Raw genomic sequence first — 20067 nt, forward strand, 5'->3', positions numbered from 1 at the left:
ATTAAGAGTCAAGAATCAAGACGCGAAATCTGAGAGTATGATTCTCTTTTCGTTCCATGTCTGTTGATACCCATATCTTAATTCTTGATTCTTGTCTCTTGATTCTCTTTAGAATTCGTTAATAAACAAACCAAAATCGCCGGTTGAGGCGGCTTTGTATAATAGTGCCTGCCAAACGTTATTATAGGCAATATCCCTGTCGGTTTCGGCGCGGTTAAGGGCATACAGCGCTGTGGTAACATCAATAATGGTGGTGAGCCCGTTTTTATACAACACTGTTTTTTGCAGGTAAGCATCGGCCGCGGCTTTTAAGCCAACCGGTGCCTCCTGGTAATTTTTGATGGAGTTTTGGATCCGTGTTTCGGATAGCGATACCTGGTTGCGCAGGTTTTGGCCCACCAAATCATACTCGTTTTTTAAACCCATCGAATTATATTTTTGCGCTTCAACCTGGTGGTGCACCCGTAAAGGGCTGGTTAAATTCCACGTTAAACCTATGCCAACCAGGTAATTTGTACGTGTAGGTTCGGCGCCGGTAAAATAGTTTTGTGAGTAGCCGTTGGGGTTAAGCAAACCATAACTGTTGTCAAAACCGCTGCCGCGCCCCTGAAAAATACTAAAGAGCGAGAACGTAGGATAGGTAAATGTTTTATAGTAGCTGGCCAATTCATCGCTGTATTTGATACGGCTTTGATAATACTTTAATATGGGGTTGTTTTCGATAGTAACGGCAGGCTGCGGATCGATCGCTTTGGGGATGCTGGATACGAACAAGGTATCTAACGTAAACTGTTGCACATCAACTCCCATAAACTGCGCCAGTTGGCTGGCCTGGCTTTGTTCAAAATCAAGTGCGTTTGTGAGCGCGATTTTGGCGTTCGATACATCGGCATTAGCCAAAGAAGAATCGACACCGGCATTTAAACCATTTTTGGCCCGTACTACCACTACCTTACTCAGTTGTATGGCCCTGTCGAGATTTTTTTGCTGAGCGCTGCGCAGTTGCTGGGCAGCCAATAAATTAAGGTAAGCCGTTGCCACGCGTACCTGGTGCTGGAACTGCTCCTGTGCCAGATCGGCCTGGGTTTGGTTCAAAATAGTTTGTGCCACTTTTACCTTTTCGCGTGCTTTGCCGAAAGAGAAAAAGTCCCAGTTTACGTTAGCCAGGTACAGCGAGCCGAAAGCAGCATTCCAGTTTTGACTAACCAATGCCGGGCCGGATGAAGAAACTGCACCGCCACGGTATCCCGATAAGGGGCCATACTGGCTGTTAACCGTTCCATAGTCCTGCTGAGCCGAAATGTTGAGATCGGGTAAGGCTTCGCGCTGGTTTTCTTTTACGTTTGATCTGGCCGCGTTGATGTAATTAGTTTTGGCTTTGATGGTGCCGTAATTATTGAGCGCGGTTTGTATGGCATCCTTTAAAGTTAAAACCTTTTGCTGGCTTTTAGCAGTTTGTGCGAACGCAAGTAACACAATGAGACAAATACAGGGGTTGCGGTATTTAAACATGTGAAAAAACAAATTATTCTAAAGTAGATAAACAAAAGTACAAGGCGCTCTACTATGAAAAAAATGAATTATTTTTGTTGAAACTATTAAAACAATTCATAGATGAATATTGCGCTGCATCATTTCAGGTTAATTGATACCATTTCGAGGGAAGGAACATTGACAAAATCGGCCTCTGCGCTGCATTTAACGCAATCTGCCTTAAGTCACCAGTTAAAAGAGCTGGAGCGCGAAATGGACATCCAGGTGTTTGACCGGAAAGGAAAAAAGATGCAATTGACCGAAGAAGGAACAAGATTTTTACAAAGCGCACAAAAAATCCTGGCCGAAATACGCTCGCTGGAAGAAGATATTCAAAATTCAAAGAACGGAAAAACAGGAAAGATCAATATCAGCACCCAATGTTATACTACCTATCACTGGCTGCCCGGCATTATCAAAAGCTACAGGGTTGATTCGCCCGATATCAATATCCACATCGTATCCGAAGCAACTAAAAGACCACTGGAGTATTTGCTGCGCGGTGAGCTTGATGTAGCCCTGGTGCGTACCCAAATGGTAAACAATAAGATAAGCTACCAACCTGTGTTTGAAGACCAACTGATGGCCATCCTGCCGGCAGGGCACCCGCTGGCGAAAAAAGAGCATATAGAGATAGCTGATTTTCAGGATACAGAACTGATACTGCCGGCCTATGATCCATCGTACCAGGATACACCGCTAATTGAAAGCCTGATACAGATACAACACGTAAGGCCAAAAAACCTGCACCGTATACATTATACTGATGCCACCATTGAGATGGTTAATGCCGGCCTGGGTATAAGCGTGATGGCCGACTGGATAATAAAACCCTACCTGGATAGCAAGGACATTGTTGCAAGGCCGCTGATACCAACTATTGGTAAACGGGCATGGTATGCGGCAACGTGTTCGCAAAGCCCGGCCATTCATAATTTTGTACAATGCCTCAAATACTATTTTGCCCAAACCGCGGCTGATAATCGCCATATTTTTGATGAAATAGCTTTTGAACCCGATGTAAAAAAGGCGCTTGAATCGGCCCGGTATCTTACGGTTGGCTAATCACAAAACGCAAATGTTAAAAAATTAAACTCCTACAATAAATCAGCGTCAAAGCAGTTTAAATAGATGTTTTTAAATTGTTTACCGCCATGAAACCCATTATCAAAAACCTGACCGCGCTCTGCATCGGGGCGTTTTCACTACTACTTGTTGTAACTACTACCGCCAGCGCACAAACGCACATCAGCGTTGGAGTTGGATTTGGCTATTATCCCCGGTTTAACGCAGGTTATTATTATAATCCTTACAGCAGATACTATGGCTACGCTTATCCCCGCATAGGGTTGTCATTTGCATACCTGCCTTACGGCTATGTGCCATTTTATTATGGCGCCAACCTGTATTATCAAAACAACGGTGTTTATTACCGCCAGTATCCCGACCATAACTACCATGTGGTTGCGCCGCCTGTTGGTGCCGAGGTACCAAAGCTGCCAAATCGCGCCCACCCTATTATGATAGATAACCAACAGTATTTTGAGCTGAACAGTGTTTATTATAAACCAAACATTAAACCAGATGGTACCATCGATTACCTGATAGCCGGTAAAGATGGTGTATTGAATACTAAAGTTGTGCCTGTACCGCAAAGTAACGTTGCACCAGCACCGCAGCCTGCCCCGCAGGTAAACCAGGAGCCACAGGTAAATGAGGATGAGCAACAAATGCCGCCGCCACCGGGCGATACACCGGCACCTAAAACCGGCGACGTGGTTGCTCAACTACCCAATGGCTGTAAAGCTGTAACCATTGCCGGGAAGAAATACTTTGTATCATCGGCCGATGTGTATTATGAAGAGTTTAACAACGATGGTAAAGTTGGCTACCGCGTACAGGGTACACCTGAAAAATAAACCAGACTAAACTACTACATAAACCAGCCCCGAATGAATTTTGGGGCTTTTTTTATTGATAACATTTGCCGTTTAAAACATTGTGCCATAAATACTGTATATTAACAGTGGAATACAACGATAACTTAAAGCGGCAACCATACAAATTGAACTCACCGATACTTATGCAGCGAAAAGGGACTACATTTACAACAATGCAGTCCCTTTTTTGCTATAAAAAAATCTTAAAACCGCTGTAAACTTAAGTATATTTCATTAATTCCATATAAAAAATAGCTTAATTGAAATTTTTTAATGAAATTTATATATAATTGATATTAATTTTCATAAAATTGAGAAATAAGTAAATTTATATGCCATAAAATTTAAAATTTATAACAACAACTGAGTTTCACAGCCCATTATCTAATTAATTAAACAATAAAAATTGAGTTTTTGATAAATTTTACCAAACTAATATTGGAAGGGGAATAAATTAATGAACGAACAGGCCTATTTTAACCAATATCAACCCACACCCAATACATGGGATGAAATGTTTGGTGCGGACGCCAAGATCCGCAAGCATTATCAAAAAGTGATCAATTATCTCACCAAGGAATCAATTGACGATCTGAATAAAAAGGAAGACCTGGCCAAGCGCCTGTTTATGAGCCAGGGTATCACCTTTACCGTATACAACAGCGGCGAGGGTATCGAAAAGATCTTCCCTTTTGATATCATCCCCCGTATCATCACCGGCGAAGAGTGGGCGTTTGTTGAAAAAGGCATCAAACAACGCCTCAACGTATTGAATCTTTTTCTGAAAGACGTTTACAGTAACCAGTTCATTATTAAAGACGGCATTGTACCGATAGACATCATCTACTCGTGCCCGCACTTTTTACGCGAGATGTATAACGTAAATGTGCCCTACGATATCTATGTACACATTGCCGGTATCGACCTGATCCGTGATAACGACGGCACTTTTTACGTACTCGAAGATAACCTGCGCACCCCATCGGGCGTAAGCTATATGCTCGAGAACCGCGAAATAACCAAACGCCTTTTTCCCGATCTGTTACCGCAGTGCAAGGTGCGCAGCGTAACCGAATATCCAAACATCCTGTACAAAAACCTGCTTTCGTTATCACCAAGGCAAATATCGCATCCTACCATTGTGCTACTCAGTCCGGGCATATACAACTCTGCCTATTTTGAGCACACTACACTTGCGCGATTGATGGGCGTTGAACTGGTTGAGGGCCGCGACCTGGTGGTATCAAACAACAAGGTGTTTATGAAAACCACTACCGGCTTACAACAGGTTGATGTGATATACCGGCGGGTTGACGATGAGTTTCTGGACCCGTTGGTATTTAACCAAACCAGCATCCTGGGCGTGCCCGGTATTATGGATGCTTACCGCAAAGGCAACGTAGCTATTGTAAATGCGATAGGCAATGGCGTTGCCGATGATAAAGCTATTTACTCGTACGTTCCGGAGATGATCCGTTATTACCTGAACGAGGAGCCGATCCTCAAAAATGTACCCACCTATCAGTTAGGCAATCCCGAAGAAAAGGAATACGTTTTTGAAAACATCAACAAAATGGTGGTTAAACGCACCAATGGCAGCGGCGGTTACGGTATGCTGATGGGCCATGCGGCCACTGCCGAAGAAACCGAGGATTATAAGAACGAGATACTGAAAAATCCACGCGATTTTATTGCCCAGCCAACCATCAGTTTATCATCGGCACCATGCTATATGCAGGGTAAATTAACGCCCCGCCGCATCGACCTGCGCCCGTATGCTTTATGCGGGCCCGATGGTATCCAAATCGTACCGGGCGGTTTAACCCGTGTTGCTTTGCGCGAAGGATCGCTGGTGGTAAACAGCTCGCAGGGCGGCGGCAGTAAAGATACCTGGGTATTACTATAATTATTACATTTATAACAGAACATATACTGATACATGTTAAGCAGGGTTGCATCAAGTTTATATTGGTTAAGCAGGTACGTTGAGCGCAGCGATGGCATTTTGCGTATGCTCAAAATCAACTATGCTTCATCTCAGGATACCGTACAGGAGTTTACCTGGGAACCCGTTATCCGGATATTTACCGGCCTGCAGGCCGAAGAAAAAGAGGCCCTCGACAACGATAGCCGCGCGGTTTTAAAATACATGGTGCTCGATAAGGCGAACCCCAATTCGGTTTTGAATATCATTACACAGGCCCGCGAAAATGCCCGCAGTGTGCAGGAACATATCACTAAGGACCTTTGGCAATGCCTGAACGAGTACTACCACGCCGTTCGCGACCCTGCTCTTGCTTTCTGGATCGAAAAGGATGACCCGATAACCGCTTTGGATATTCTGATCAAACAGGGGATGCTGTATTACGGCACGGTCGAGATCACGATGGAACGCGGCGAGGGCCGGGCCTTTATGAACCTGGGGCATTACCTGGAGCGCGGTATCCAGTCTGTGAACCTGCTCGATACCAAATTTGGCTCGCTGGATGATAACCCCGACCTGCTTACCGATACCACTTATTGGAAACACCTGCTGCTTTCGCTGGGCGGATATGAGATCTATCTGAAAACCTATCGCACCGGCTTTGAAGCTGAAAACGTAGTGGAACAGGTGGTGCTCAATAACGAGTTTCCGCGCTCGGTGCTGTACTCGGTAAACCATATCCAGATGTATTTTGAGCGCCTAAAAAGCGAAAACAACATTGATAATTTCCGGGAGCTTTCGTTCCTGATCGGCCGTTTACAAAGCAGTATCAAATACAGTTCGGTAAAAACCATTAAACAGGATGGCCTGCATGAGTATCTAACGCGTATACGTGCCGAACTGTTTAACATTGGTAATGTACTCAATCAACACTACTTTGCTTATTCGTAATTTTTGATGCTTTATATTCAGCAAGTTCATACTTTTATCGCGCAAGCATACCATTATGCCAGAGTTTAAAATACAACATACCACCCGATATATTTATGATGGCCCCGTTCGCGATAGCGCCAACCAGATCATACTTTACCCAATAAAGGATGATTTTCAGGAGGTGGTGAGCCACGAGATCAAAATAAGCGGCGATCCGCATGTTGATACCCATATTGACTATTATGGCAACGAGGTAGGCGGCTTTACTTATATCGAACCACACTACCGGCTGGAGATCACCTCAAAGATACTGGTACATACCAAACACCGGATGTACCCTAATGATGATATGTTCCCCGAACAGCAATGGGCCGATCTGCAGCGCCTGCGTTACCAGGTTCCGTTCATCGACTTTTTGCGCCAGGAACCTTTTGATTGCCTTGCCGAAATGAAAGAACTATTGGAAGCGCAGAAACTTCCAAACGAAACCCCTTACCAAACCGCTGTACGCTATTGCAAATATGTGTACGATAACTTCGATTACATCAAAGGCGTAACAACCGTTGAAACCACCCTTGATGAAATATGGAAAATGAAAGCCGGCGTTTGCCAGGATTTTGCACATATCCTCACTGAAATGCTGCGCGTGGTAAATATCCCCGCCCGTTATGTAAGCGGTTATATCTGCACCTTTAAAGGCGCCATGCGCGGCGAAGGCGCCACCCATGCCTGGGCTGAAGCTTTCATCCCAAATTACGGCTGGCTGGGTATCGATCCTACCAACAACATTATCGCCAACGAAAACCACGTACGCTTAGCCGTTGGTCGTAATTTTACCGATTGCTCGCCCGTAAAAGGTGTTTACAAAGGCTCTGCCAGTCATATGCTCGAAGTTGCCGTATCTGTAGGTAGCCACGAAGATGAACATCCTATTGAAGTACACGAACACGAAACGCATCCGGCACCGCCAATAAAACCTATCAATAAAATTGCCAAAAACAGCTACCGCGAGTATCTGGAAATGATTCAGCAGCAACAGCAGCAGCAATGAGCCCCACCCAAACCCTCCCCGGAAGGGAGGGCTTTAAGAACAAAAGAAATAAGCTATAAAAAGTCTCCCCTACAGGGGGAGATTTAGAGGGGGCTTGGCCCCTGCGGCCCCTGTGGTTTTGGTTTCCGCTTACCTTTCCACCTCCGCTTTTCACCACCTTTTTCATGACCATGATCGGCCTTGGGTGCTGTATTTCCATCAGCGCTTTGCGGAGCTGTACGGTTACCACCCCGATTGTTATTCGGCCTTTTATCGCGGTTGTTATTACCACCACCCCGGCGGTTGCCTTCACTAAACGTACCCGGTTTACGGAATACCGGCGGTTCGCCCAGTTCGGCAGGCAGTTCCTTTTCAGGAACGGGGCGGTCTATCATCTTTTCAATGTTCATCAGCTTACGCTGATCGCGCTCGTTGATCAAAGTGATCGCAGTGCCCGTTGTTGCAGCCCGTGCGGTACGGCCAATACGGTGAATATAATCTTCCGGGTCGCCGGGTGCATCGTAATTGATCACCAGGTCAATACCTTCCACATCTATCCCCCGCGAAAGCACATCAGTGCCAACCAAAACTTTAAGCTTACGATTCTTAAAGTCAAGCAATATCTCCTCGCGTTCGGCCTGTTTTAAGTCGGAGTGAAAGGCTTCTACCTGTATTTTTAAAGCGCGTAATGCTTTATACACCTCTTTTACCTTATCCTTGGTTCCGGCAAAAATAATCACGCTGGTATAAGCGGCATCTTTTAGCAACATTTGTATCAGCGGTGTTTTCTGGCTATCGTGCACCTTATAGATCTGCTGGTCTATCCCAACAGCCGGCTGCGATATCGCCAGGCTTACCTGCTGCGGCTCATGCAAAATGCTCTTGGCCAGGTTTCGGATCCGGCCAGGCATCGTAGCCGAAAAAAGCAAGGTTTGACGCTTCTTTGGTAAAAAGCTGATGATACGCATAATATCATCCTGAAAACCCATATCCAGCATCCGGTCGGCTTCGTCCAGTATCAGGTGCTGTACGGTATCCAGTTTAAGTATCCCGCTGGCCAAATGCGCTAAAAAGCGACCTGGCGTAGCGATCAGGATATTAGCCCCATGCTGTATACCGCGGCGCTGCTGCTCGTAAACCATGCCATCGCCACCACCAAAAACAGCCATGCTGGTTGCCCCGGTAAAATAAGCCAGGCCCTGCACCTGCTGGTCTATCTGTTGGGCCAGTTCGCGCGTAGGCGCTAAGATCAGTGTATTGATCTTAGGGCTGTGCAGGTTACTGATATTGTGCAGTATGGGTAACAAGTAAGCGGCCGTTTTGCCGGTACCGGTTTGTGCACAGGCAATCAGGTCATGGCCTGCAAGTATGATCGGGATCGCCTCGGCTTGTATCGGGGTTGGCGTATTAAAACCCATTGCCGAGAGGCCCTCGAATAAGTGTTCGTTAAAATTAAAATCAGCGAATGTCAATGTATTTCTATTAAAAAGTGCAAGGTACTGCTTTTAGTTCATTTGCCTATCAACAATGTGCAGTTGATTTGATTTCGGATGTCGGATTTATCAAAACAGGGGGGAAATTGTAAGAATATTCACCATTGTTTTAGTCTTGATTCCTGACTCTTGATTCTTGCCTCTGTTCCCAGGGGGGAAATTGTAAGAAATTTTTCGACCTCCTTTTTATTCAATCATTCAAAAATCAATCCTTCAATCATTGTCTCAAGGGGGGAAATTGTAAGAAATTTTCGATCTCCTTTTTATTCAATCATTCAAAAATCAATCATTCAATCATTGATCCTGGCCTCGCGCTTCACACCCAATATACGTAAAATACTGCTAAAATCCAACTAATCAACATTATAATAAATAAATAGTACTATGTATTGCATAATACCATGTTTAATTATACCTTTGTGATTATCAAATTTAATCTCACATGAAAAAGTTGCATTTATTGATCATTATCGCAGCCTTTGCGTTTGCAGCCTGCCAAACCGGGCACCACACTACTATTGTAACCAACAACAACGGCAGGTATGTCAAGCTCGAATATGCCGGCAATATCTCTTTAACCAATGATGGCGCTGCTATCAGTGGTATCTCGCCCGGTGGTTACTTAAAATACCAAACCAATGATGAAAAGATCGTAGCCAAAAGCAATATGGACGGAGATATCCTTTACGAACTTAACGGAGAAAAACAAAACCAATTGAATACCGAAGGCAAACGGCTCATCGCTCTTGCCGCTAAAGAGATAGCCAAACACGATCATCGTTAAAATAACTGCATAAAAAAGCCATCCCCTTTCGGGAATGGCTTTCAGCAATTAGTTTTAGGTGATTTATATCGTTCCGGTTCCGCTGTCACGCTCAACACGCAATGCCGCGCGAACGGTAGCCGGCAAAGCCGAGAAGAAAGTATAACCTGTTGCCGCTTCAATAGCCGCCGGAGTAGTTAAATACTGTGTCCAGTCGCTGCTAACGGTATTCAGGTTTGGCACATCAATAGTAATAACCCGTGTGGTAGCGGTAATGCGGCTTAAGTCATTATTGCCGTTAGGTATCACCACATAAATTTTCCAGATGTGTGCAGGTACGCGTACTTTGCCACCATCAATGGTCGTAGCTGATGCGCCCGATCCGGTACCACCGGTGCCATAAGTACCCATAATTACATACACTTCGTCGCCGCTGCCGGTAACCAGCGAGCGGCCGTAATCTTCAAAATTGGCCCAGGTATGCTGGTTATTATTGGGCGCCTGCGGTATCATATTATCCATTAAAAACGTAGCCTGATTTGCTGCTACGGTTAAAGTACGGTCGGCCGAAGGACAGTTGTGGCCACGGTCAAAACCGGTACCCGAGTAATCACTCGGGCCAACTTCAAACCAACCCGAAGGCAGGTTGGTATCAGCCCTGAAATCGTCCTGGCGGGCTGTACTACCTAAGGTAGTGGCACCCACATACCAGCTTGTCCAGTTTGGCACACCCGCGTCACGGTTATATGAGTCGATATAATAAGTATGGTCGTACAGGTAATTGTTAAAATTGGAGGTTACACTGGTACCTGCATTGCTTGGGTTACCTAACAGCATATTGGTATTATCGCCAACGGTACCTCCACCGCCACCACCACCGCTGCCGGTATCAAAGCTGTTTATTGTAAATTCGTCAATGTTAATACGGCCGCTGCCGCTTAGTTTTAATATTTTAAAGCGCAGCGTTCCGTTAGTATTAACATTAAAGGTAGCGGTTGCCAGCGTTGTTGATGATGTGGTTATGGTTGAACCAACCTGGGTATAAGTGCTGCCGCTGTTGGTCGACATTAACAGTTCCCATGTCGAGCTTGCATCGCTGCCAAAAAGTGCATGTTTAACCGTTACGGTCGATGCACCGGTACTTACGTTAAAATTCATGGCAATACTCCCGGTGGTTTCAATACGTACCGATTTGGAGCCAACCATAGCATCAGATGCACTGGTGCCTATTAATGCGAGGTTAAAATCCCAGCTACCACTCGTCAGCGTAACGTTGGCATCTGCGTAAGCGGTTTTAGTACCCGCTTCAAAGCCTTCGTCAAAGGTTTGGGTAATGGTTTCGATACGGTTCCCAAATGTAGGGACTGTCGAAAATGGTGTTAACGATGCATCGGGTGCCGGGGCCGAGTTGTCTTTGGAGCACGATGCCAGCATGGCAACCGCTACCGGGATGAGAAGTAATCTTTTTAAGTTCATGCGAGGTTGTTTAGTGGTGATGTTAAATTATACGAAAGTGCAAAGTCAAAAGTTAACTGAATTTTAACAAATTATTGTCAAATGGTTTGTACAAGTTATTAAACGAAAAATAAAATTATGCACATTTGTTAATTTGAAGAATAAATCAACTATTACTATATATCACAATTTATGTTTAGATTGGTCATATTTAACCTATCGCCATGAACATAGATCAACAGGTTATCGATCGTTTTTATACTGCGTTTCAAAACAGGGATCATCAAACCATGCAGGATTGTTATGCGGACAATGCCCTATTTAGCGATGCGGTATTTACAAACCTCAGCTCGCGGCAGGTAAAAGCCATGTGGCAAATGCTCTGCAAAAGCAGTGGTGCCGATTTTAAGGTGGAGTACCGAATATTATCTGCCGAAGGCGATAAAGTAGAAGCCGGATGGACGGCCTGGTATACCTTTTCGGCAACGGGTAATAAGGTTGTTAACCGCATCAATGCCGATTTTACTTTACAGGATGGGAAAATAGTTACCCATACCGATCATTTTAATTTTTATAAATGGGCACGGCAGGCCTTGGGTACACCCGGACTATTATTGGGGTGGCTGCCCATGTTTAAAAACAAAGTACAAAAATCGGCAATGGGTAAGCTGAAAGCTTATATGGATAAAAACAACCTGTGATTTTATTGAGGAAAAACTGGGTAAGATTTGAATATCGAACACTGAATTTTGAATGTAGAATGTCGAAGTTTACTTCATTATTCGATATTGGATGTTCGGTGTTCGATATTAAATTTCTTTCCGCTGTTCAAAGTCTCCCGACTTTGAACCAATATGCCTGTAGTTTAAAACTACACAAAAACACAACCCTGTCCAAAGTAATCAATAAAACTTCCGTTCTATTAACTGCACCTGCTGCCGTATCCACTTGGGTGGCTTGGTTTGCGCTTCGCTTTTTAACAGCAATTGTTTTTGCTGAGCGGCAAAGTAAACATCGCGCATTTCGTTATATTTAAAGGTTAGCGCGGCGGCACATTTCACTTCAAGCAACTCATACTCATGTTGTAAACGCCTGCTCTCCAGGTGCACTACATCCATTTCTAAAGCAATATGCAGTGCGGCCAGCAAAACTGCTGTAAACGAACAGGCTACGGCTATGATGGTATTTTGCGTGGTTAGGTAATCCAGCGGGCGCAGCAGGACGTTAAACAGCGCGGTAACTATCAGCAGGCCGGCACCCCCTATCATCCCAAAACGGATCAGCGTGATCAGGTCAACCCAGCGCTGATAGGCTTCTTTTTCTATCCTGCAGGCTAACTCTTTTTGCTTCAGCAATTCAACCATTTTGTTAAAATCCTCTTCGCCGGCCATTATCTTAGTTTGTGTTCCTAAATTAATAATTTTAAACTTTTTAGACGTTTAAAACCTAAAGCATGTTCCAAACATCATGCCCGTTCTTCCCAAACCTGGCATAAGTTAATAATGGTGAGCACCGCCTTTTCCATATCCTGTACCGATACCCATTCCTGCCTGCCATGAAAAGCATGCTCGCCGGCAAATATATTGGGGCAGGGCAGTCCCATAAACGATAAACGCGAACCATCCGTACCACCCCGTATACTGCGCAGGCGTGGTTCCATACCCGCGCGTTTAATGGCTTCCATTCCGTTTTCCACAATCTGCGGATGCTTATCCAGCACCTGTTTCATATTGCGGTATTGTGGTTTGACATCCAAACGATAACTTGCTCCCGGGTGTTGTTTCAGCACATCTTCGGTTATTTTACCGATCACCGCGGCATGCTCCTGCAATTTGGCATCTTCAAAATCGCGGATGATAAACTCAATTTTGGCTTCTTCCACATGTCCGCTAATGCCAACCGGGTGCACAAAGCCTTGTTTACCCGATGTGCCTTCCGGCGAAAGCTCAAACGGCAATGCCGCCGCTATAGCACCGGCAATTTTAATGGCGCTTTGCATTTTACCTTTGGCAAAGCCCGGGTGCGCACTGATGCCGGCAATAATTAACACCGCACCATCAGCGCTAAAAGTTTCATTTTCCATGGTGCCCGTGCTTTCGCCGTCAATGGTATAGCCTACATCGGCGCCTAATTTTTTCAGGTCGGCTTTATCAACGCCCCGGCCAATCTCCTCATCGGGTGTAAACAATATCCTGATCTTGCCGTGCTTAAGTTCCGGGTGATTAACCAACTGATAACAGGCATCCATAATTTCGGCTATCCCTGCTTTGTTATCCGCGCCAAGCAAAGTGGTGCCGCTGGCGGTTATCACATCATTCCCCACCTGGTTTTTAAGGTCGGGGTGTTCATTCATACGGATAACCTGGGTATGATCATCAGGTAAGATCAGATCGTTCCCCTGGTAATTTTGATGTACAATGGGCTTAACATCAAGGCCGCTGCAATCGGGCGAGGTATCCATATGCGAGCAAAAACAAATTACCGGCACATTTTTTTTATCGGTATTGGCCTCAATTGTGGCATAAACGTAACCAAATTCGTCCAAATGCGTATCAGTGATACCTATGGCAAGTAACTCATCGACTAAAATTTTACCCAGGTTTTTCTGTTTAAGTGTTGACGGGCAGGTAGAAGATGCGGGATCAGACTGGGTATCCACAATAACATAACGTAAAAATCGTTCTGCTACTGTAAACATAAAATCAGAATTTTTTAAAGAAGGCATGATTATATCAAATGAAACTTTATTTTTGGTAAACTTAGCAAAAAATATAAGTGATGTTTTTAAAACATTATTGACTATATAACAACCCTACATTTTGAAAAAAGTTATAATAATTATCCTGTTCATCCAGGCGGCCGTTTTTACAGCTAAGGCACAACTTGGTTACAATTACTCACAATACCAAATGGGCCTCGGTATCGACTATATCAAGGCTTATACCAGCGTACCCAACCAATTGTCGTATCCGGCATTCCATTTCAGCTTGGGTTATAATGTAAGCCCATATACTACTATTGGTCTTCAGTTCCAGTTTGGCACCCTATCCGGCGGTTTCGATCATTATTACAGTACCAAAGTGGCATCGCTCGATCCGTTGTCGGCCAAATACGATTCTTTATTAAACGATATCCCTATTCAATACACAAAAACCGACCCATATGAGTTAAACTATACTAACCATTTCCAAATGTTTAACATCCACGCCGATATGGCTATGGGCGAATTTCTCGACCTCGGCGATGGCTGGATGAGTGTCTTTAAGGATTTCTATTTTGGTAGCGGTGTTGGCATGGTGTTCAACAATATTTCAGATAACCACTCACGCTTAAGTCCCGACTCTACTTACTACATCGGCGGAAGCGATAAAAGTCAGAACATCATCATACCTATGCGTATGGGGTATCAATATAAAATATACAACTCTTACGATATCCCGTCTATAATACTCGAAATAGGTTATCAGCACAATTTTGTATTAGGATATGGCCTTGATGGCTTTGCCGATCCGGTAGTGGCCAAATCAAATGAATCTTATGGTGGTATCCATTTCAGCATTAAATTTAACTTTGGCAGCATAACGTCCTGGCGAAAGTCGTTCCATTAGCGACATATCTACCGCCTTATTTTCTGTTTTCTCATCACAATGTGAGATTGTTTAAAACTATTGTATCAGTTTACAGTTGATAATTAATAATTTTCGCCTCTGTTAATTTTGATACCGTCGTTTTATGAGTTTCTTTTCTAAAAAATTTTACATTCCAGCAATTTTTCTACTCTCTATACAAGCCTGCTCCTCTCACAATACCGAAAAAGCCGAAACTACTAATGCTGCTGCCCCGCTTGCTAAAATGGACACTTCCATTTTAAAGTACGATCCCGATAAGGCCGATAAACGTATTGATGCTTATATGCAAAACCTGCACCTGCACTCGGGCTTTAACGGCAACGTGCTGGTGGCCAAAAACGGAAAGATAGTTTACCAAAATGCTTTTGGCTGGGCCGATTATCCAAATCAAAACAAGCTTACTCTCAACTCGCAGTTTGAACTGGCCTCCATCAGCAAAACCCTCACGGCTACTGCCATATTGCAATTAATGGAACGTGGCAAGCTGCGGCTTTCCGACTCGGTACAGCGCTTTTTCCCTAATTTCCCCTACCATGGGGTAACCATCCGTATGCTGCTTACACACCGGTCGGGCCTGCCTAATTATGTTTATTCTATTGATGATGTTTTCCGTAAAGAGCACCGCGATCAGAAAAAAGGAGTTACCAACCAGCAGATGATGGATTTGCTGGCCCAATACAAACCCGCCCGGTATAACGTGCCCGATAAAGGATATCACTATAACAACTCTAATTTTATGGTGCTGGGCTCTATTATAGAAAAAGCCGCGCAAATGCCTTATGCACAGTATATGATGCAGAATGTTTTTTTGCCGGCCGGGATGTATCATACCAATGTATACTCAAAGGCTAATTATGATAAGATCCCGACTAAGGTGCTGGGCCACGATCGCAATAGCTGGCGGTATTCGGTAGCGCAAAACTACCTTGACGGCCCGGTAGGCGACAAAGGTATTTACAGCACCGTTGGCGACCTTTTTATGTTTGACCGCGCCCTGCGTGCCGGCAGACTCATTAAACAATCAACACAAGACTCGGCTTATACCAATCGTGTTCCGTTAAAAAACGGGCATTTTGGCTATGGCTACGGTTGGCACTTATTTGAGGGGCCCAATCAAAAAGTGGTTTATCATACAGGCTGGTGGCATGGGTTCCGTCATAACTTTTTGCGCGATATGAAAGAGGATGTAGTGATCGTGCTACTGGATAACATGACAAACGGCAGCCTGCTGCATCTGGATGACCTGTTTAAAATGACGGGCATGCCCGTAGTACGTGCAGGAGCCTATGGCCGCGATGGCGAAGAAGAAGACGAACAGTCGCGGGCGCCCGCTGCAGTAAAGCAGAAGAAAAAAGAAATCAGGGTAAAACACACTAGCACCAAAAAACATAAAGCCGCTAAACATTAACCGTTTAAAAATGTTCTGTTAAGTAAGCAATATCCATAAATAGCCATGTTTGATAAATTATTAGAAGCGCAGCAAAAAGCCGGCGAAGTAAAAAAACGTTTGGATGCCATTACCGTAACCGGCTCGGCAGGTGGTGGCGTAGTGGTGGTTACCGCTAATGGCAACAAGCAAATAAAATCGATAAAAATAGACCCGATAGTTTTAAAAGAAGGCGATATTGAGATGCTGGAAGATGTAATACTCACCGCCGTTAACCAGGCCATTGAGCAGGCCGAAAACATCAGCCAAAGCGAAACTGCCGCCATGACCAAGGAAATGTTGGGCGGAATGGGCGGCTTAGGCGCCTTGTTTGGCAAATAGCGTTAACCTATTGTTAAACATTCAATTCCAAATATTTTAATTAGCAAAAAACTGTTCCGTCATGAAATTAACTTACTACGGCCAATCGTGCCTCCAACTCGAAATTAACGGGATAAAAGTATTGTTCGATCCTTTTATTACCCATAACCCATTGGCTAAAAACATTGATGTGAATAGCCTTAAACCCGATTATATTTTACTGAGCCACGGTCACGGCGATCATATTGCCGACCTGGTTACCATCCAGAAAAACAGCGGGGCCCAGGTTGTTTGTATTGCCGATATTGTTGGCTGGCTGAACAAGCAGGGCGTTGAAAAAGTTGCCGGTATGAACATTGGCGGTAACTTTAAAATGGAGTTCGGCAACGTTAAAATGGTAGTGGCCATTCATTCGAGCGGTTTACCCGACGGCTCATACGGCGGCAACCCAGCCGGTTTTGTAATAACCACCACTGATAAAAAGATCTATTTTGCCGGCGATACCGCTTTAACCTATGATATGAAATTACTGGCCGACGAAAACCTCGACTGGGCAATTTTACCCATCGGCGACTATTTCACCATGGGTGTTGATGATGCCATTAAGGCCGCTGGCTTTGTAAACTGCAAAAATGTGGTTGGTGTACATTACGATTCCTTCCCTGTTATCAAGATCGATCACGAAGAGGCTAAAACCAAATTCAGCAAAGCCGGACTTAAGCTTAATCTCCCGGCTATCGGCGAGACGATAGAATTATAAAACAAGAAAGCCCCGGAAATTCCGGGGCTTTCTTGTTTTGTATCAAGCTTATATCACCGTACCATCCGGTATCACAGCCCGCTTTTTAAGCACCACAATACCATCCATTACTGTATACTTATCATAGTCGCCATTGGCCAAAGGTTCGCCGCAGTTAATTTTAACATCGTTACCTATGTAGCAGTTCTTATCTACAATGGCGTTTTTGATACAGCACCTGTCGCCTATGCCCATTATAGGCGTGCCGTTTTCCCGCGATTGTTGAATTTGTTCCAGCGTTTGATAATTATCGCTGCCCATAATATAGCAGTTTTCAATAACGGTATCAAAGCCAATACGGGTACGTATACCAATTACCGATCGTGTAATATGGCTGGCATTAATAATACAGCCATCGGCTATAATGGTATTCTTGAGGGTTGGCCCCGATATTTTTGATGGCGGCAACATCCGCGAACGCGTATAAATGTGGTTCTTATCAAACAGGTTAAACTTGGGTATCTCGTCTGTCAGCTCCAGGTTAGCCTCAAAAAACGACGGGATGGTACCAATATCTTCCCAATAACCTTCGTATTGATAGCTCAATACTTTATGATTATTGATGGATTGCGGGATGATCTCCTTACCAAAATCGGTACGCTCATTACCCTGCAGCAAATCGTATAAAACCTTACGGTTAAATACGTAAATACCCATCGACGCCAGGTACACCCGCCCCTCTTTTTCCATTTCGGCGCCAACTTCGGATGTCAGGCTTTCCAAACCGGTTTTAGGTTTTTCAACAAACTGTGTTATCCACTTATTTTTGTCAGTTTTTAAAATGCCAAAGCCTGGTGCATCGGTGGCATTAACGGGTATGGTAGCTATAGAAATATCAGCCTTGGCTTTTTCATGCTGCTCAATCATTTCCATAAAATCCATCTGGTAAAGCTGGTCGCCCGACAGGATGAGCACATATTCAAACTCATACACATTCATATGGTGCAAGCTTTGCCTTACCGCATCGGCCGTACCCTGAAACCAGGCCACGCTTGTAGGCGTTTGCTCGGCTGCCAGGATATCAACAAACGCGCTGCTGAAATTGCTGAAATGATAGGTATTTTTAATATGCTTGTTTAACGACGCCGAATTGAACTGCGTGAGTACGAATATGCGGTTAATGCCAGAGTGCAGGCAGTTAGAGATAGGTATATCAACCAAACGGTATTTACCCGCAATAGGTACCGCCGGTTTTGACCGTGAAGCTGTAAGCGGAAACAGACGGCTCCCCTGGCCGCCCCCCAATACGATGCACATTACTTTCGATGTCATAATATATAATAATTAAAGGCTTTCATATAGTTCAATATATTCCCTGGCCGATTTATCCCACGAAAAATCGAGTTCCATCATCCGCTTACGCAACAGTTTTAAATGCGGGGTATTGGCGTATAATGTTTTAGCGCGGTCAACAGCAACACAGGCTTCAGCAGCGCTTATATTGGTAAAGGTAATGCCGTAGCCATTTTCATCGCCAAAGTCAATCACGGTATCTTTTAATCCGCCGGTACTGCGTACAATGGGTACGGTGCCATAACGCAGGGCATAAAGCTGGTTTAAGCCGCAAGGCTCCACCCGCGATGGCATCAGTAAAAAGTCGCCCGAGGCATACACCTGATGCGCCAGTTCTTCGTTGTAGCCAATGTACACACTGCACTCGCCGGCAAATTGGTCCTGCAGTTGTTTCAGCTCCAGTTCCAGGCCCGATTCGCCCGAACCAAGTATCATAAAGCTTAATTCGCCTTTGTGCTTATCCAAACTCTGCCTGATGATCTTAGGTAGCAGGTCGGCACCCTTTTCATCAACCAAACGGCCAATAAAAACAAACAAGGGCTTATCCGGCGAAAGCCCGAACTTTTCGCAAAACGCCACCTTGTTTTCGTGCTTGCCTTTGTCAACTGTTTTGAGGTGATAGTTTTTTACCAGCATCGGGTCGGTTTCGGGGTTCCAAACCTGGGTATCAATACCGTTAATAATGCCTTTCCCTTTTTGGCCTTCGGTATAAAACAAATATTCCAACCCGTTCGACTGGATGGTCAATTCGTGCAAATAAGTTGGCGATACCGTAGTATATTTCCATGCGCATTTTACCGCCGATGCCAATGGATTAATGCCTCCACGCCAGTCTAACAGCCCTTTTGCGTTAGGGTCAATTTCGGGCAGGTAATTAAACTTATCCCAGCCAAAGGCGCCGTGATATTGCCCGTTGTGTATGGTTAATACGGTGGGGATATGCGATATGCGGCGGTACAATGCCGAGTGATATAACAGGAATGGTATCAGTCCGCTGTGATGATCATGACAATGGATCACATCGGCAGTTTGCTGCGACCAGTTTAGCCAGTCGAGAAACGCCAGCTGAAAAAACACAAATTGCTCCGTTTCGTCGGGATAGCTGTAAATGTTTTCGCGGTCAAGCAAACCAGGCACGCTGATAAGGTATAAAGGAAAACCCAATTTGTTGGTTTTTTCCTTTAAGACCTGAAACTCGTACCGCCTGTCGCCCAGTTTTGAAGAAGCTTCAAAAACCACATCAAACTGGTTTTCGCGGGTAAACTTCCTGTCGTAATAAGGCATTACTACCGAGGTATCAAGCCCGGCATTATTTAAATATTTAGGGAGCGAGCCAACTACATCGCCCAGGCCGCCAACTTTGGCTACCGGGTAACATTCAGCACTCAGATGGAATATCTTCATTGAGCAATATTATGGCATTAAATTAGGTAAACATATCCTAAATTAATAACCTATAACAGGTAAATGTGTTTTTTAAACAAATTTTTACACTCAATTTAATAAATGCTGGCTTACACTACAAGCA

Annotated in this window: 18 protein-coding genes; 11 read left to right on the forward strand and 7 right to left on the reverse strand. The window is 44.5% G+C overall.

Annotation, left to right across the window (positions count from 1 at the left end; genetic code table 11):
* Window positions 1-108 precede the first annotated feature (108 nt).
* Window positions 109-1476, reverse strand: coding sequence for a TolC family protein (locus ACFGVR_RS04980; RefSeq protein WP_448701547.1), 1368 nt, complete (start codon window positions 1474-1476; stop codon window positions 109-111).
* Window positions 1477-1614: 138 nt separating this feature from the next.
* Between ACFGVR_RS04980 and ACFGVR_RS04985 the strand changes: the two genes are divergently transcribed.
* The 5 genes from ACFGVR_RS04985 to ACFGVR_RS05005 all read left to right on the forward strand — a co-directional run bounded on the left by ACFGVR_RS04985 (window position 1615) and on the right by ACFGVR_RS05005 (window position 7381).
* On the forward strand, window positions 1615-2598 hold the full coding sequence (locus ACFGVR_RS04985; RefSeq protein ID WP_448701548.1) for a LysR family transcriptional regulator: 984 nt from the start codon (window positions 1615-1617) through the stop codon (window positions 2596-2598).
* An 89-nt stretch (window positions 2599-2687) separates the two neighbouring features.
* Window positions 2688-3452, forward strand: a complete 765-nt coding sequence (locus tag ACFGVR_RS04990) for a DUF6515 family protein (RefSeq protein ID WP_448701549.1) — start codon at window positions 2688-2690, stop codon at window positions 3450-3452.
* Window positions 3453-3930: 478 nt separating this feature from the next.
* Window positions 3931-5379, forward strand: a complete 1449-nt coding sequence (locus ACFGVR_RS04995) for a circularly permuted type 2 ATP-grasp protein (RefSeq protein ID WP_448701550.1) — start codon at window positions 3931-3933, stop codon at window positions 5377-5379.
* Between the two features lie 33 nt (window positions 5380-5412).
* Window positions 5413-6348, forward strand: a complete 936-nt coding sequence (locus ACFGVR_RS05000) for an alpha-E domain-containing protein (RefSeq protein WP_448701551.1) — start codon at window positions 5413-5415, stop codon at window positions 6346-6348.
* Window positions 6349-6403: 55 nt separating this feature from the next.
* Window positions 6404-7381 (forward strand): transglutaminase family protein, encoded by a 978-nt coding sequence (locus tag ACFGVR_RS05005; protein ID WP_448701552.1) that lies wholly within the window; start codon window positions 6404-6406, stop codon window positions 7379-7381.
* Between the two features lie 83 nt (window positions 7382-7464).
* Here ACFGVR_RS05005 and ACFGVR_RS05010 read toward each other — a convergent pair whose 3' ends face one another.
* Window positions 7465-8832: a DEAD/DEAH box helicase gene (locus tag ACFGVR_RS05010; protein WP_448701553.1), complete on the reverse strand. Its 1368-nt coding sequence runs from the start codon at window positions 8830-8832 to the stop codon at window positions 7465-7467.
* A 463-nt stretch (window positions 8833-9295) separates the two neighbouring features.
* Here ACFGVR_RS05010 and ACFGVR_RS05015 point away from each other — a divergent pair, with 463 nt between their 5' ends.
* Complete coding sequence (locus tag ACFGVR_RS05015; protein ID WP_448701554.1) at window positions 9296-9637, forward strand: hypothetical protein; 342 nt, start codon at window positions 9296-9298, stop codon at window positions 9635-9637.
* Window positions 9638-9700: 63 nt separating this feature from the next.
* On the opposite strand, the gene ACFGVR_RS05020 is transcribed toward ACFGVR_RS05015, so the two are convergent.
* Window positions 9701-11092 carry a DNA/RNA non-specific endonuclease gene (locus ACFGVR_RS05020; protein WP_448701555.1) on the reverse strand — a complete coding sequence of 464 codons (1392 nt, stop codon included), beginning with the start codon at window positions 11090-11092 and terminating at the stop codon, window positions 9701-9703.
* Between the two features lie 203 nt (window positions 11093-11295).
* On the opposite strand from ACFGVR_RS05020, the gene ACFGVR_RS05025 reads away from it, so the two are divergent.
* The gene (locus tag ACFGVR_RS05025; protein ID WP_448701556.1) at window positions 11296-11772 is read left to right on the forward strand and encodes a nuclear transport factor 2 family protein; all 477 of its coding nucleotides are present in this window, start codon (window positions 11296-11298) and stop codon (window positions 11770-11772) included.
* A 201-nt stretch (window positions 11773-11973) separates the two neighbouring features.
* Here ACFGVR_RS05025 and ACFGVR_RS05030 read toward each other — a convergent pair whose 3' ends face one another.
* Together ACFGVR_RS05030 and pepT are read right to left on the reverse strand one after the other, a co-directional pair.
* Window positions 11974-12462, reverse strand: coding sequence for a hypothetical protein (locus ACFGVR_RS05030; RefSeq protein WP_448701557.1), 489 nt, complete (start codon window positions 12460-12462; stop codon window positions 11974-11976).
* Between the two features lie 74 nt (window positions 12463-12536).
* On the reverse strand, window positions 12537-13769 hold the full coding sequence (gene pepT / locus ACFGVR_RS05035; RefSeq protein WP_448701558.1) for a peptidase T: 1233 nt from the start codon (window positions 13767-13769) through the stop codon (window positions 12537-12539).
* 121 nt (window positions 13770-13890) lie between these two features.
* Between pepT and ACFGVR_RS05040 the strand changes: the two genes are divergently transcribed.
* The 4 genes from ACFGVR_RS05040 (at window position 13891) to ACFGVR_RS05055 (ending at window position 17207) form a co-directional block, all read left to right on the forward strand.
* A complete protein-coding gene (locus tag ACFGVR_RS05040) occupies window positions 13891-14679 on the forward strand; it encodes a hypothetical protein (protein WP_448701559.1) in 789 nt (262 codons plus the stop codon).
* A gap of 124 nt (window positions 14680-14803) precedes the next feature.
* On the forward strand, window positions 14804-16108 hold the full coding sequence (locus tag ACFGVR_RS05045; protein ID WP_448701560.1) for a serine hydrolase domain-containing protein: 1305 nt from the start codon (window positions 14804-14806) through the stop codon (window positions 16106-16108).
* Between the two features lie 45 nt (window positions 16109-16153).
* Entirely contained in the window at window positions 16154-16468 is a 315-nt protein-coding gene (locus ACFGVR_RS05050) for a YbaB/EbfC family nucleoid-associated protein (protein ID WP_448701561.1), read from the forward strand.
* Between the two features lie 61 nt (window positions 16469-16529).
* Complete coding sequence (locus ACFGVR_RS05055) at window positions 16530-17207, forward strand: metal-dependent hydrolase (RefSeq protein ID WP_448701562.1); 678 nt, start codon at window positions 16530-16532, stop codon at window positions 17205-17207.
* Between the two features lie 48 nt (window positions 17208-17255).
* On the opposite strand, the gene ACFGVR_RS05060 is transcribed toward ACFGVR_RS05055, so the two are convergent.
* Both ACFGVR_RS05060 and ACFGVR_RS05065 read right to left on the reverse strand, forming a co-directional pair.
* A complete protein-coding gene (locus tag ACFGVR_RS05060; RefSeq protein ID WP_448701563.1) occupies window positions 17256-18518 on the reverse strand; it encodes a glucose-1-phosphate adenylyltransferase in 1263 nt (420 codons plus the stop codon).
* Window positions 18519-18530: 12 nt separating this feature from the next.
* Window positions 18531-19943 carry a glycogen synthase gene (locus ACFGVR_RS05065; protein ID WP_448701564.1) on the reverse strand — a complete coding sequence of 471 codons (1413 nt, stop codon included), beginning with the start codon at window positions 19941-19943 and terminating at the stop codon, window positions 18531-18533.
* Between the last annotated feature and the right edge of the window lie 124 nt (window positions 19944-20067).

It is taken from the genome of Mucilaginibacter aureus, from assembly GCF_053514885.1.

Excerpts from the sequence above, each read along its gene's own strand:
- ACFGVR_RS05055 (WP_448701562.1), top strand. The coding sequence starts at position 16,530 with ATGAAATTAACTTACTACGGCCAATCGTGCCTCCAACTCGAAATTAAC.
- ACFGVR_RS05060 (WP_448701563.1), bottom strand. The coding sequence starts at position 18,518 with ATGACATCGAAAGTAATGTGCATCGTATTGGGGGGCGGCCAGGGGAGC.
- ACFGVR_RS05065 (WP_448701564.1), bottom strand. The coding sequence starts at position 19,943 with ATGAAGATATTCCATCTGAGTGCTGAATGTTACCCGGTAGCCAAAGTT.
- ACFGVR_RS04995 (WP_448701550.1), top strand. The coding sequence starts at position 3,931 with ATGAACGAACAGGCCTATTTTAACCAATATCAACCCACACCCAATACA.
- ACFGVR_RS05045 (WP_448701560.1), top strand. The coding sequence starts at position 14,804 with ATGAGTTTCTTTTCTAAAAAATTTTACATTCCAGCAATTTTTCTACTC.
- ACFGVR_RS04990 (WP_448701549.1), top strand. The coding sequence starts at position 2,688 with ATGAAACCCATTATCAAAAACCTGACCGCGCTCTGCATCGGGGCGTTT.
- ACFGVR_RS05015 (WP_448701554.1), top strand. The coding sequence starts at position 9,296 with ATGAAAAAGTTGCATTTATTGATCATTATCGCAGCCTTTGCGTTTGCA.
- pepT (WP_448701558.1), bottom strand. The coding sequence starts at position 13,769 with ATGTTTACAGTAGCAGAACGATTTTTACGTTATGTTATTGTGGATACC.
- ACFGVR_RS05030 (WP_448701557.1), bottom strand. The coding sequence starts at position 12,462 with ATGGCCGGCGAAGAGGATTTTAACAAAATGGTTGAATTGCTGAAGCAA.
- ACFGVR_RS05050 (WP_448701561.1), top strand. The coding sequence starts at position 16,154 with ATGTTTGATAAATTATTAGAAGCGCAGCAAAAAGCCGGCGAAGTAAAA.
- ACFGVR_RS05000 (WP_448701551.1), top strand. The coding sequence starts at position 5,413 with ATGTTAAGCAGGGTTGCATCAAGTTTATATTGGTTAAGCAGGTACGTT.
- ACFGVR_RS05005 (WP_448701552.1), top strand. The coding sequence starts at position 6,404 with ATGCCAGAGTTTAAAATACAACATACCACCCGATATATTTATGATGGC.
- ACFGVR_RS04985 (WP_448701548.1), top strand. The coding sequence starts at position 1,615 with ATGAATATTGCGCTGCATCATTTCAGGTTAATTGATACCATTTCGAGG.
- ACFGVR_RS05025 (WP_448701556.1), top strand. The coding sequence starts at position 11,296 with ATGAACATAGATCAACAGGTTATCGATCGTTTTTATACTGCGTTTCAA.
- ACFGVR_RS05020 (WP_448701555.1), bottom strand. The coding sequence starts at position 11,092 with ATGAACTTAAAAAGATTACTTCTCATCCCGGTAGCGGTTGCCATGCTG.